Source organism: Achromobacter sp., from assembly GCF_057314935.1.
Map to the genome: position 1 here is coordinate 1 of NZ_DBHKZA010000119.1, position 11,910 is coordinate 11,910.

Below are 11,910 nucleotides of genomic sequence, written 5' to 3' on the forward strand. Positions count from 1 at the left end.
CCTTGACGCTGGCGCGCTCGGTCTCTTGCGGTGCGATCAGTTCCGCGATCAGTTCGGACCGCGATTGGTTTGAGAAATACCAGCCCATGAGAGGCCTCCTCGAAAAGTTGAGCTGAAGGCCTCCCCGTGGGGAAGAACCCCCAGCGGGTGATGGAATGCCGCATCTGCGGCGAAGGAACCTATGCGTCGCCCTCAATCCCAGTCGTCATCGTCTCGATCACAACCGGCCGGGCAGTAGCCGAACTCGATCCCGTGCGAGCAATAGCCATGCTCCGCATTCCAGTCCTGGGTTTCCTGCCGTTCGGCAGGTGTTGCGTAGTCCCATTCCTGGGCCGCGATTTCGAGAGCCTGAGCACGTTGCTCATCCGGCAAACGATTGGCCTGTGCGTCGATCGCCGAACTGAAGAGCGTCACGTAGTGGTCGTAGGACAAGCCGCAACCGCGCTGGGCGTGTGCGGCGGCCGCTTTGCAAAGGTCCCGCCACGCGGGTTCATCCAGCGTTGAACGCGGGGTATCGCAAGCGATGGTGGACATGATGGAGACCTCCAGAAAATGGCCAGGGCCTCCCCCGCATGGGAAAGGAACCCCGGCGGGTGGATGAAGAACACCGCGCATGCGGCGTCTGCGATCACGCAGGTTTTGGTTCGGCCTGGCGGCTCCACTCCTGCGTCTTGAAGTCCAGCGCGTAGCCCAGCTCGCCCAGGCGGGCGATCTGCGCGCGCAGGGTGCGGCGGTCGATGGTCGAATCCAGTTTCACGGACTCGCCCAGCGGCCACAGCAGGCCGAAGAGCGCGGCGTCACCGTCTTCGGTGCTGCCGGGGGCAGCGGCCGTAGCAGGCGGTGGCGCATCCACGCCGAAGGGCGTGGTATCGACCAGCGGGTCCGCGGACGCCTGCACGGGTGCGGGCTTGGCGGGCCTGGACGCTTTGGTGGGCTTGGCCGGCGTTGCCGCAGGCTGCGCCCCTTGCTCTTCATCGAGCGGATCGACGTCCTGGGTGGCGAAGCTGCGGGCTTCGTCGCGGCTGAGTTTGTCGATGCCGTTGAGCGTCATGCCGTCGAGGCTGGCACGGATCTCGAACCGCATGCCGCCGCCGACCGGATAGGACTTCGGGAAGATGTACCTGATGATGAATTCCCCGTCGTACTTGCCTTCGGGGTACTGCTCCAGCTCCGGGTCTTTGACCTCGAAAGTACCGAGGTGCGTCGCGAGGCGGCCAACCGTGAACGGGCCGTTCTTGCCGCGGATGGTACGCAGCGTGAGCTGGCCGGGGACGACGATGGGCGCAACAGATTTCTCGGAAGCCGATGGGGTTGCCATGATGGTTCTCCTGATGATGAATGACGGGCCGCCGACGGCACCCGGTGGATGAGAGGAAATGGCCTCGCCCGAGGTGGGCGAGGTCCGCGTGGCATCACGCCTTGAGCTGGCGCATGCCTTCGGCCAGCAGCCACAACGCCCGGTTCAGGCGCAGGTTCTGGTCGATGCCTTGCACCGGACGGGTGCGCTGATTGCGGCCGTTGGCCGTGCGTCCGTTCAGGCCCCCTTTGACTAGGTTCTCCTGGACGCGGTTGAAGACGGCCCACAGGTCGTTCTTGCGGTCGTCCCATCGCCGAGGGGCCAGCAGTTGGCTCTCGGTGACAGGCGTGGACTTGGCCGGATCGTCGTACTTGAGTGCGAGCGCAGAGTTCGCAAAGACCTCCGCTTCGCCCTCATCGAGGGTGATGGTGCGCATCGCATCGCGCGCGTTATGCACGCGCTCGAAACCTTCGAGGACTCCGTAGGCACCTTCGATCACCTGGCTGGCCACGTCGCCCTTGTGGGGAACGCGGATGTCTGCGGTGGTGTCACCGCAAACCAGGCCGTTGTGGCAGACGAACCGGAACATGCCGGCGAGCATCTGATAGCTGCTCGTGCCGTCATGGCTGTTGAGCAGGATGATCTCGTTCGCCTCGTCGCCGTTGATCTGGCTTGCATGGCGAAGTCGGATGAGGTGCTTCGTGTACTCGCGCCGGTCTTCGTTGCGCACGCGCGTCTGACACACCATGAAGGGCTCGAAGCCCTCCTGGCGCAGCTTGGTCAGCACGGTCGAGGTCGGTATGTAGGCATACCGATCGGACCGGCTCCCATGTGGAGCGTCGGCGAAGATCGACGGAACGACGGCACGAATGCGGTCGTCCGAGAGTGGGCGATCAGAGCGCAGGATCGGGGATTGCGGAGCAAAGCGGGATACCAGAGACATGGCTGATCTCCTTTGAGAAATTCGACAACCGCGTGGCCGTGAGACCACGCGGAACTCGGGGGATGAAATGCGCAAGCACGCGTCCTGGGGACGCGGCGTACGTGGGGAGGAAAAGCGACAAGGCCCCGTGAGAGGCCGTGCCGGATCAGAACGAAGCAGCCAATGCCGGCTCCTGCTCCTGGACTTGCGCCTCGGGCTCGCGCTCGGCGGGCTCGGTGGCCGTGTCGATGGCATCGTCGGCTTCGGACGCGGATGCGTCTTCGGCCGGCGGCGCCTCGGCTTGCGCCTGGCTCGTCGGATAGACCTGGGTGCCGTCGATCTTGATGAGACCGATGTGGACCAGCGTCGATTCCAGGCTGGCGGCCGGTTCCCCGGCGTGCTCACCCTTGGTGCGGATGTACGGATCGATCTTCATGTCGTTCAGACGGAAGGCGATCAGCACCTTGCGGTCACCCTCGACGGCCTGAACGCACCGGCGAACCAGGTGCTCGGCTTCCGGGGTGGCGACGATGGTGTCGAAGTACCGATACTCCGGTTCATCGACAGGCCCGGCCAGTGCCGCGACGGTGCAAGAGAGGAACGAGTCGCCAGCTTTTGGGGTGACGTCCTTCACACGATTGAGATAGCCGATGCCGCGGGTGATCAACTCGTGCTGCTCGATCGAAGCCAGTTCGGCCCGGTCGATCAGTTCGGCCTTGAGCAGTCGCGCCTTGAGGGACGCGGCGGCCTGACCCTTCTGCTCACCCTTGTCGCGGATGTACACATCGCCCCACAGGTCACCGAGGCGAAAGCGCACCAGCGGGCGCTGCTTGGGATCGTCAACGCCGATGTAGCGCTGAACGAGCTTCTTGGCCTCGGCACCCGAGACCTTGACGTCGAAGTAGCGGTAGCTCGGGTCCCGGGCGGGGCCGACCAGCGCGGCGATGGTGCATGCCAGGAAAGGCTGCGCACGGCGGCCGCCCCTGACGGGCACTTCACGGACACGCTGGATGTAGCCGATGCCCGAGGTGTGGAGGTCGAAATACGATTTCTCGTTGGAAGTGGTGTTCATGGTGAATCTCCATAGGGAAAAGCGGAGACACACCGAGCCCACGCATGCGGGGAAAGGTGCGTAACCCCGCGGTGGGTTGATAAGGCGAAAGCATCCGCCACCAGGGACTGGTGGCCGCTCGCGGATGGATGCGGTGCGAGCTGGCTCGGTCACGCAGTGGGAACTGCGCCGCAACCTCGAAGACCGATGGTTGCCTGGCATGTCGCTGACGACGTCAGCAGGCATGGGGCCAGCATGGCGGGGCCTCGCGCGCGCGGCAGCAATCAATCGGCACCCGGGCGCTTCCCTTTGTCCGCGCCACCCGGCGCCTGTCACAGGCACTTGGCGCCGCGCAGGTGCTCGGGGGTATCGGCGCGCGGACGGCCGGGACGGCTCCAGGCGCCGCCACCGCGCGCGCCGATCAGCCGCCAGCCGGCGGCGCGCAGGCTGGCGCCACCTTCGTCGGGCATGGTGTAGGTGAGCAGGCGTATGTAGCCCAGCGCCCTTGCCGCCTGCCAGGCCGCGCCGTAGAGCTTGCTGCAGGCGCTGGGTGTGCCGTCGGTGCACAGCCGCGTGACTTCCAGCGTCCAGGTGCCGCGCGACCGGGCGGCCGACAATGGCCACGCCGTGGATCAGGTCGCTGTCGCTCAGCGTGACGGCCAGGGCGAACTTCGCGCCCTGGACCGGGCGGTGGTGGCGATGGTGCGACAGAACGAATGCATTGGCCGTGCGCAGCGACACCGGTAGGAGGTGCAGCCTCGGCGAGGTCGATGGCGTGTTCATGCGGTTGTCTCCGGTGGCATGCCGGCGTTGTGGCCGGCGGGGCGTGCCTCGGCGGCTGGAGACAAACGCGCACGCGCGGCGATGGCGGCGGTGCGAACAAAAGAAGGCCCCCGATGCGGGGGCTGCGAGGCGGTTGCCGCGTCAGGCGGGAGGCACCACTGCTAAGGACAGGTGCGTGGCGGTGGCGGAAAGCACGAGATCGTCCGCCGAGTGCTGGAGGCGCGTGAACAGGCCGTCCTTCGGGTCGAAATACTCCGCGAAGTCATCGCCGCCCAGCTCGCGGCCGGCGAGGTGCCACCAGTCATCGAACGGGTCGGTGTCCGGGTTGCATCCGACGGCGTAGGCGAGCAGTGCCTGGCGCCCATCCGGGCGACGCTCCCCACGCTCGGCGAGGAAGTACACGCCCTGATCCTTGACCAGGACAATGCGGCACTGATTGGGGACGTCTCAGAAAACGGAAAAAATCGTACGCTAAGCCGGTTGCAGCGGTCGTAGCGGCCTGAACTTGCCCGCGCCGATCTTGGCGCTGCTGCGCCAGAGGTAATCGCCGGTCAGGTTGATGTGCTCCCAGCCCAGCGGCGACAGGTACTGCAACAGGGCGTCATCGACAGTCTGGCCGTGACCGCGTAAGGCGTTTGAGGCCCGTTCCAGATAGACCGTGTTCCACAACACTATGGCCGCCGTCACCAGGTTGAGGCCGCTGGCCCGGTAGCGCTGCTGCTCGAAACTGCGGTCGCGGATTTCGCCCAGCCGGTTGAAGAACACGGCGCGGGCTAGCGCGTTGCGGGCTTCGCCCTTGTTCAGTCCGGCATGCACGCGGCGGCGCAGCTCGACGCTTTGCAGCCAGTCCAGGATGAACAGCGTTCGCTCGATGCGGCCCAGCTCGCGCAGCGCCACGGCCAGGCCGTTCTGGCGCGGGTAGCTGCCGAGTTTCCTGAGCATCAGCGAGGCCGTCACCGTGCCCTGCTTGATCGAGGTGGCCAGCCGCACCTTGGCGTTGATCGCCTTGCCGGACGCCTGGAACTGCTGCTGATGCTTGTGCTTGGCAGCGTTGAACAGCTTGCCCAGGATGCGGTCGTGCAGGTCGATGATTTCGTCGGTGACGGTGGCCATGCCCTCGATGGCGAGCGCACCAGGGTCGCGTAGCGGCGCTGTGCCTCGAACTTGGCCAGATCGGCGGGCGTCATCTGGCCGCCTTCGCGGGCGATCTTGAGCAGGCGGTTCTGGTGCACCGACCGCTCGATGCCGGAAGGCAGGTCGAGCGCCTGCCAGGCTTTGAGGCGCTCGATGTGTTCGAGTATGTGGCGCGAGTTCGGCTTGACGGGCGACTGGCGCAGCCAGGCCAGCCAGGTCGTCTTGCCGTTGTCGTGGCGCTTGAGCAGATCGTCGAGGCGGTGCCGGTGGGTGGCCGACAGGGGATCGGACAAGGCCGCGTAGATGCGGCGGTTGGCGCGGCTGTAGGCGTTCATCGAACACCTCCCTTTTCCTCATCCGGCGCAACAGGACAGTTGCTTCACGTCCTTGTTGAAGGTCTGCGCCGCGAGCTTCAGTCCCTCGACCATGGTCAGGTAGGGGAACAACTGGTCGGCCAGCTCCTGCACGGTCATCCGGTGGCGGATCGCCAGCGCGGCCGTCTGGATCAGTTCGCCCGCTTCCGGCGCGACCGCCTGTACGCCGATCAGCCGCCCTGAGCCAGCTTCCGCCACCAGCTTGATGAAGCCGCGCGTGTCGAAGTTGGCGAGCGCCCTCGGCACGTTGTCGAGCGTCAGCAGCCGGCTGTCGGTCTCGATGCCGTCGTGGTGCGCTTCCGCCTCGCTGTAGCCCACGGTCGCCACCTGCGGATCGGTGAACACCACCGCCGGCATCGCCGTCAGGTCCAGCGCCGCGTCGCCGCCGGTCATGTTGATCGCGGCGCGCGTGCCGGCCGCCGCCGCCACATAGACGAACTGCGGCTGGTCGGTGCAGTCGCCGGCAGCAAAGATGTGCGGTGCGCTCGTGCGCATGGCGCGGTCGATGACGATGGCTCCCTGCGCATTGACTTCGACGCCTGCCGCTTCAAGGTTCAGGCTGCGCGTGTTCGGCGCGCGACCGGTGGCGACCAGCAGCTTGTCGGCGCGCACTTCCCCCTGCCCGGTGGTGAGCACGAATTCCCCGCCCGCATAGGCAACGTGGCTCGCCTGGGTGTGGTCCAGCACCTCGATGCCCTCGGCGCGGAAGGCGTCTGTTACGGCTTCCCCGATGGCCGGGTCTTCTCGGAAGAACAGCGTGCTGCGCGCCAGGATCGTGACCTGGCTGCCCAGCCGGGCGAAGGCTTGCGCCAACTCGACCGCCACCACGGAGGAACCAATCACGGCCAGCCGCTCGGGGAGCGAGCTGCTTTCCAGCGCCTCGGTGGAGGTCCAGTGGGGTGTGTCCGCAAGGCCCGGGATTGGCGGAAGCGCCGGGCTCGCGCCGGTGGCAATCAGGCAGCGGTCGAAGTTCACCTCGTGCGTGCCGCCGTCAGCGGTCGCCACGGTCAGCGTGCGCGTGTCCCTGAACCGGGCCTCGCCGCGCAGCACGGTGATGGCCGGAGTGCTTGCCAGGATGCCTTCGTACTTGGCATGGCGCAGCTCCTCGACGCGGCCTTGTTGCTGGGCCAGCAGCCGCTCGCGCAGTACAGCGGGCGCTGCGGCCGGCAGGCCAGCATCGAACGGGCTTTCGCGGCGCAGGTGGACGATGTGCGCGGCGCGGATCATGATCTTGGACGGCACGCAGCCGACATTGACGCAGGTGCCGCCGATGGTGCCGCGCTCGATCAGCGTGACGCGGGCGCCTTGCTCCACGGCCTTCAAGGCAGCCGCCATCGCCGCGCCGCCGCTGCCTATCACAGCCACGTGCAGCGCTTGTTCACCGCCAACATGCTTCGTTTCGCCACCGAGCCAGCCCAGCGCCTTGTCTAGCAGGCCGGCAGGCTTGTTCGGCGTGTCGGTAAGCCGTGCGCGATAGCCGAGCGTGGCCACTGCGGCAACCAGCGGGGCCACGCTCACGCCTGCATCCGCCTCGATTTCGGCCTGCCGCTGCGGATAGGACACCGAGGCCGCGCGCACGCCGGGCACGTTCGTCAAAGCCTGCTGGACGTGCTCGGCGCACGACGTGCAGGTCATGCCTTCGATGTGGAGGGTGATCGCCTCGGCCATGATTACGCCCTCACTGCTTGACGCTGGACGGGTAACCCGCGTTTGCGGTGGCCTTGGTCAAGGCGTCGGCATTGGTCTTGGCCTCGTCGAAGGTGACGACGGCCTCCCGCTTCTCGAAGCTGACTTCGGCCTTCTCGACGCCGGCGACCTTGGACAGAGCCGTCTTGACCGTGATCGGGCACGCGGCGCAGGTCATGCCGGGCACCGACAGGGTGACGGTCTTGGTGGCAGCCCAGGCGGGCGCGCTTAGAGCGGCGGCCAGGGCGATGAGGGTGGTGAGGGTGGTGAGTTTCTTCATGGTGATCTCCTTTCAGTAGAACAGCGGCAGGACGTAGGGAAACGCGAGGGCAACCAGAACCAGGGCGGCCACGATCCAGAAGATCACCTTGTAGGCAGTCCGCACTTGGGGCACGGCGCAAACGTCGCCGGGCTTGCAGGCATGGGCTGGTCGGAAGATGCTGCGCCAGGCGAAGAACAGCGCGATGAGCGCTGCGCCGATGAAGATCGGCCGATACGGCTCCAGCACGGTCAGGTTGCCGATCCACGCGCCAGAGAAGCCGAGCGCGACCAGGACAAGGGGGCCGAGGCAGCAGGCCGAGGCGAGGACGGCCGCGACGCCGCCGGTCGCCAGTGCGCCGCAGCCGTTCTTGGGTTCCGACATAAGGTTCTCCTTCCGGGACTTCGCTTGATGCTGTAACGTTACTTCCGTAGTCAACTACGGAGTCAAGCGCCATGGAGAACGCTCAAGAGAATCTGACCATCGGGGCCTTCGCCAAGGCAGCCCGGGTCAACGTGGAGACGATCCGCTTCTATCAGCTCAAGGGCTTGCTACCCCAGCCGGAGCGGCCCTACGGTCGCATCCGCCGCTACGGGCAGGCGGACGTGGCGCGGGTGAAGTTCGTGAAGTCAGCCCAGCGCCTGGGATTCAGCCTGGATGAAGTCGGCCAGCTCCTGAAACTGGAGGACGGCACCCATTGCAGCGAGGCGGCCGAACTGGCTGCTCACCGGCTGGCCGATGTGCGCGCACGCATGGCGGACCTCACGCGGATGGAAGAGGCCCTGTCGACGCTAGTGAGAGAGTGCAACGCGCACCATGGCAATGTTTCCTGCCCGTTGATCGCAGCTTTGCATTGCTGCTAAAGGGCCCACTTCGGCTCTTAGCGTACGATTTTTTTCCGTTTTCTGAGACGACCCCTGATTGGCGATGGCTTCGGTCAGCACGGGGCGCAGGTCAGCGCCTTTGAATCGCAGTGACATGGATGAAATCTCCTGTGTGGAAGAATGAGAAAGGCCTCCATCCGATGGGATGAAGGGCCTGTAGTGCACGCGGCCGGAACGGCTGGAACGCCGTGGCGGATGCCTCGGGTCAGCCGCAGGACCGCCCGGTTTCGCTGCGGGGCGTCATGCCGGGACGGCCTGGCGCTTGCGGGCCGCTTTCGCGTCGAGGATGCTCACGTCGATCTGGCGCCAGCGCCCGTCGTCGATGAGCCTCTCCAGCACTTCGCCGAGCATGTCGAAATACACCTCGTCGTGCCGATCGACCAGTTCGACCGATTCACCGTTCTGACGGTGCAGTTCCACCACGTAGGTGTCTCCGCCGCGGTCGTAGAGGATCGTCACCCGGCCCTCGAACTTCGCGGTCGAGACCGTGAAGCTGATCGCCGGCGGGGTCTCGATGATCTTGGAGGGCGTGGGATCGACCCAGGTGAAGTCGCGGGCACCGGCATCCACCAGCATGTGGGTGATGCGCCGGAAGCGATCGGGGGCCGGCATCTCCTCCAACTGCTCGATGAGCTGGCCCAACTCCATGCACTGCGGCGTGGGAATGGGCAGCTTGGCCGGCGCCGAGCCGAGGATGTGCCTCGTGATGGTGTACGGCGTGCCGTCCGAAGTCTCCTCGGTGATGACCTCCGGCGTGTCCGCGCGCAGTCCGTCGAAGCGACGACGGGCATAGGGTTGGACATGCACCTTGGCGCCTTCGGCAGGAACCGTGGTCACCAGGCTGGGATCGAGCACCGCGAACTCGGAAGGCTTGAGCTTGACGACGATGGCATCGTCGGTCGCGGCGACCACCTTGCCGTCGAAGGGTTGGGGGTCGATGGCGAAGCCCAGCGTTGAGGACAGCGGCTGATCATCGAACACGCGGTACTTGAACGACCGCACGTTGCGGGGCACATGGCCTGCGACCAGCGAAGGCATCATGGATTTGATGAGGGAACGATCCATGGGGAAACTCCTTGAGGAAAAACAAGGGATTCCCCGCCCGCAAGGGAGAGGTCCCTTGTGGGTGGCGTGGATGGACGCGGTAGGTCCGTAGGAAGAAACGACCAGCACGGTTTCCCGCGCTTGCAGCCTCGAAGGTCTCGACTGCCTGGGCATGTGCCGGCAACGCCGACGAACATGGGGCAAGCATGGCCCTGGGGCGGTCTGCCTGCCCGCAGGAAACGGCACCGCACCACAACCGTTTTCCTGTGCTGCGGGCAAGAAAAAGCCCCTCGAAAGGGGCTGGAGGAATCAGGCTTGGTACACGAAGTAGTGCTCGCGCTGACGCGGAAAGAACACGTGTTTCCACGTGTCGCCGCTTGTGTTGCCACCGTCGAAGACGACCATTTCGTAGTCGTCCACGTCGGTGTCCACCAGGTCGGCGCTGGCGATATGGCGCATGTGCAGCGTGCCGCTCATGCGCTCGAATACCAGGATCTGGCCGATGGCATCTTCCTGGCTCATGGCGTTGACGCAGGCTCCGAGTTGGTGCTCGAAGTCGGATGCGGGTGTGATGAGGTCGGGGAACATGGGATCGCTCCTGTGAAAGTGCGCCGGCCCGGCTCTCTGGCGGGAGACCGGGCCGGCATGCGGTGAGGACAAGGAAGGCCGGGGATGTGTGTGGCAGCTATTCGCCGGCCAGCGATAGGCCCGGCAACACGGGTGCGTCGGCATCGAGGATGAGGATGCGCACGTCGGCCTGGCCGGCCAGTTCAAGGATCTGTGCCAGCTCGTCCGGCATGCCCTTGCTGCGGTGCTCCTGCCGAAGCTGCTCGGCGGCGATCCCCTCGACGTCCTGCAGGTGCTGGTCCGTCCAGGGCGTGGAGATCAGCTTGACGCCGATCGCCGGGCTGTAGGGAATCCGGAACGCGATGAACAAAAAGGCCTCCGGCGTCGCGAGGTCAGCCAGGTTGGCCAGGTACTGGCCGGTTTCGCGGCTGATGTGCGCGCTGCTGATTTCCCAGCACCGGCTGTAGTAGCCGGTCTCGAAGCTCAACCGCTGCACGACTTCCCGTGCGGCCTCGGCCGAATAGGTGTCGCCAATGTGGACGGGGCGGCCGTCGAAGTCGTCGCCGTGGATCGCGTACACCACGGCACCCACCATGCCTTCGCCGCTGCCCCCTTCAGCCGCGTCGCATTCGGCGATCAGTGCGGCGCCGACAGGTTCGGTGCCAGTCCTGACCACCGCGAAGTCGCTGGTGATGATGCAAGGAGAAGAAACCAGCGCCGCGTCGCAGAGGTGCTGCTGGCTCGGGTGGATGTTTCGCCAAACATGCGGGCTTCCGTCCTCGTAGCTGATGGACAGCGTGCGGACGATTTTCAGATTCCAGTAGCCGCGTAGAAAGGGATTGGGATTCTGGGACATGGGATTTCTCCAACAGAATAATGATGGAGCAAATCCCCGCCACCGGGAATTGACCCCGGTGGGTGGAAAGAAAGGAAACAGCGTCAGGTGACGCTGATCGTTGGCGTTTGGGCCAATCGCTCGGCGACGCGCCGGCGCAAATTCATGCGGAATGGCTCGTCGCTGACGCCCGCCAGCAGATTGATGGTCTCCAGCGCGATCAGGGCCGAAGCCTCTTCGATGTCGGCGGCCACAATGGTCTTGCGCAATTGGTCGCCGAGCTGGAGGGCCTGGGAGGAGGAGCTGATGAAGCGGACCTCGCGGCTCAGGTAGCAGCCGTTGCCGCCGAACTCGAACAGCCGCGGCTTGCTGCAGTACCAGCAGCCCTCGAACTGGATGGCGGTCAGGTGGTGCCCGTCATCGAACCGGGTGGCGATCAGAAACAATGCGTCGAGATCGGCGGTGTCCTCGAACGAATGACGGTCGATCAAGTTCCCCAGCTCTTCGTCCTCATCGGCACGGAAGTGCACGGCGAGCAGTTCGAGCAGCGGCGGGATCGACAGCCCTTCGTCGTCCGGCATCGGAATACCGAGTTGCGTGGCCAGGTCTTCCAGGCCATCGAGCACGTCCGGCCATTGCGGATTGGTGGTCTCGGCGATCTGGGCGATGTAGGCCTGCCCGTTGCCGGGGTGGCTCTCGTCCAGCGCGAAGGCGCCGAACAGCGCCTGGATGACGGGCGTCACACGGTCGAGCACGAGAACGCCGGTGGCTTCGTAGTAGTTGTTGGCCATGAAGGCTCCTTTCGATGAATGAACGGAGCCAGCCCTTGCGGACGATGGCATCCGCAGGGGAAACCGCCTGATGCCGGATGGCGCTGGGCGGGGAGAAAACGCGAGGGACATGGCCTCGAACGAGGCGCATGTCCCTCATGGGGTCCCGTGAACGCAGTGATGAAGGTGTGCCAGGGACCGGCTCACCAACCGCTGTAGTTCAGCAGCAGGTCGGCGATCACCTGGCGACGTTGCAGATCGAGACCATCGAAGTCCGACAGTCCTTGGAAGTGGCAGCGCTTGA

13 protein-coding genes and 3 pseudogenes are annotated in these 11,910 nt (G+C 65.5%); 1 reads left to right on the top strand and 15 read right to left on the bottom strand.

What is annotated here, in order from left to right; translation table 11 throughout:
• Positions 1–192 precede the first annotated feature (192 nt).
• The 11 genes and pseudogenes from ACO6D5_RS27650 to merT all read right to left on the bottom strand — a co-directional run bounded on the left by ACO6D5_RS27650 (position 193) and on the right by merT (position 7,890).
• Positions 193–534: a hypothetical protein gene (locus tag ACO6D5_RS27650; protein ID WP_003116822.1), complete on the bottom strand. Its 342-nt coding sequence runs from the start codon at positions 532–534 to the stop codon at positions 193–195.
• A 94-nt stretch (positions 535–628) separates the two neighbouring features.
• A complete protein-coding gene (locus ACO6D5_RS27655; RefSeq protein ID WP_003116823.1) occupies positions 629–1,318 on the bottom strand; it encodes a DUF3275 family protein in 690 nt (229 codons plus the stop codon).
• Between the two features lie 94 nt (positions 1,319–1,412).
• Positions 1,413–2,240 (bottom strand): DUF932 domain-containing protein, encoded by an 828-nt coding sequence (locus ACO6D5_RS27660; RefSeq protein ID WP_003116824.1) that lies wholly within the window; start codon positions 2,238–2,240, stop codon positions 1,413–1,415.
• A 145-nt stretch (positions 2,241–2,385) separates the two neighbouring features.
• A complete protein-coding gene (locus tag ACO6D5_RS27665; RefSeq protein ID WP_003116825.1) occupies positions 2,386–3,291 on the bottom strand; it encodes a DUF3577 domain-containing protein in 906 nt (301 codons plus the stop codon).
• Between the two features lie 311 nt (positions 3,292–3,602).
• Positions 3,603–4,053 (bottom strand): annotated as a pseudogene (locus tag ACO6D5_RS27670) (XF1762 family protein).
• Between the two features lie 141 nt (positions 4,054–4,194).
• Positions 4,195–4,491, bottom strand: a pseudogene (locus tag ACO6D5_RS27675) (DUF3085 domain-containing protein); the annotation flags it as partial.
• 33 nt (positions 4,492–4,524) lie between these two features.
• Positions 4,525–5,043, bottom strand: a pseudogene (locus ACO6D5_RS27680) (Tn3 family transposase); the annotation flags it as partial.
• Complete coding sequence (locus tag ACO6D5_RS27685; RefSeq protein WP_003098931.1) at positions 5,007–5,522, bottom strand: Tn3 family transposase; 516 nt, start codon at positions 5,520–5,522, stop codon at positions 5,007–5,009. The gene ACO6D5_RS27685 and the pseudogene ACO6D5_RS27680, both read right to left, overlap by 37 nt.
• 18 nt (positions 5,523–5,540) lie before the next feature.
• Positions 5,541–7,229, bottom strand: coding sequence for a mercury(II) reductase (gene merA / locus ACO6D5_RS27690; protein ID WP_003098932.1), 1,689 nt, complete (start codon positions 7,227–7,229; stop codon positions 5,541–5,543).
• Positions 7,230–7,239: 10 nt separating this feature from the next.
• Entirely contained in the window at positions 7,240–7,527 is a 288-nt protein-coding gene (gene merP, locus ACO6D5_RS27695) for a mercury resistance system periplasmic binding protein MerP (RefSeq protein ID WP_003116826.1), read from the bottom strand.
• Positions 7,528–7,539: 12 nt separating this feature from the next.
• Positions 7,540–7,890 (bottom strand): mercuric ion transporter MerT, encoded by a 351-nt coding sequence (gene merT, locus ACO6D5_RS27700; RefSeq protein WP_003116827.1) that lies wholly within the window; start codon positions 7,888–7,890, stop codon positions 7,540–7,542.
• Positions 7,891–7,961: 71 nt separating this feature from the next.
• Between merT and merR the strand changes: the two genes are divergently transcribed.
• Positions 7,962–8,369: a mercury resistance transcriptional regulator MerR gene (gene merR / locus ACO6D5_RS27705; protein WP_003098939.1), complete on the top strand. Its 408-nt coding sequence runs from the start codon at positions 7,962–7,964 to the stop codon at positions 8,367–8,369.
• 261 nt (positions 8,370–8,630) lie between these two features.
• Here merR and ACO6D5_RS27710 read toward each other — a convergent pair whose 3' ends face one another.
• The 4 genes from ACO6D5_RS27710 to ACO6D5_RS27725 all read right to left on the bottom strand — a co-directional run bounded on the left by ACO6D5_RS27710 (position 8,631) and on the right by ACO6D5_RS27725 (position 11,627).
• Positions 8,631–9,455, bottom strand: coding sequence for a hypothetical protein (locus tag ACO6D5_RS27710; RefSeq protein ID WP_003098941.1), 825 nt, complete (start codon positions 9,453–9,455; stop codon positions 8,631–8,633).
• 288 nt (positions 9,456–9,743) lie between these two features.
• Positions 9,744–10,022: a hypothetical protein gene (locus tag ACO6D5_RS27715; RefSeq protein ID WP_003116828.1), complete on the bottom strand. Its 279-nt coding sequence runs from the start codon at positions 10,020–10,022 to the stop codon at positions 9,744–9,746.
• A gap of 97 nt (positions 10,023–10,119) precedes the next feature.
• Complete coding sequence (locus tag ACO6D5_RS27720) at positions 10,120–10,857, bottom strand: DUF5983 family protein (protein ID WP_003116829.1); 738 nt, start codon at positions 10,855–10,857, stop codon at positions 10,120–10,122.
• A gap of 83 nt (positions 10,858–10,940) precedes the next feature.
• Positions 10,941–11,627 carry a hypothetical protein gene (locus ACO6D5_RS27725; protein ID WP_003116830.1) on the bottom strand — a complete coding sequence of 229 codons (687 nt, stop codon included), beginning with the start codon at positions 11,625–11,627 and terminating at the stop codon, positions 10,941–10,943.
• Positions 11,628–11,910 lie beyond the last annotated feature (283 nt).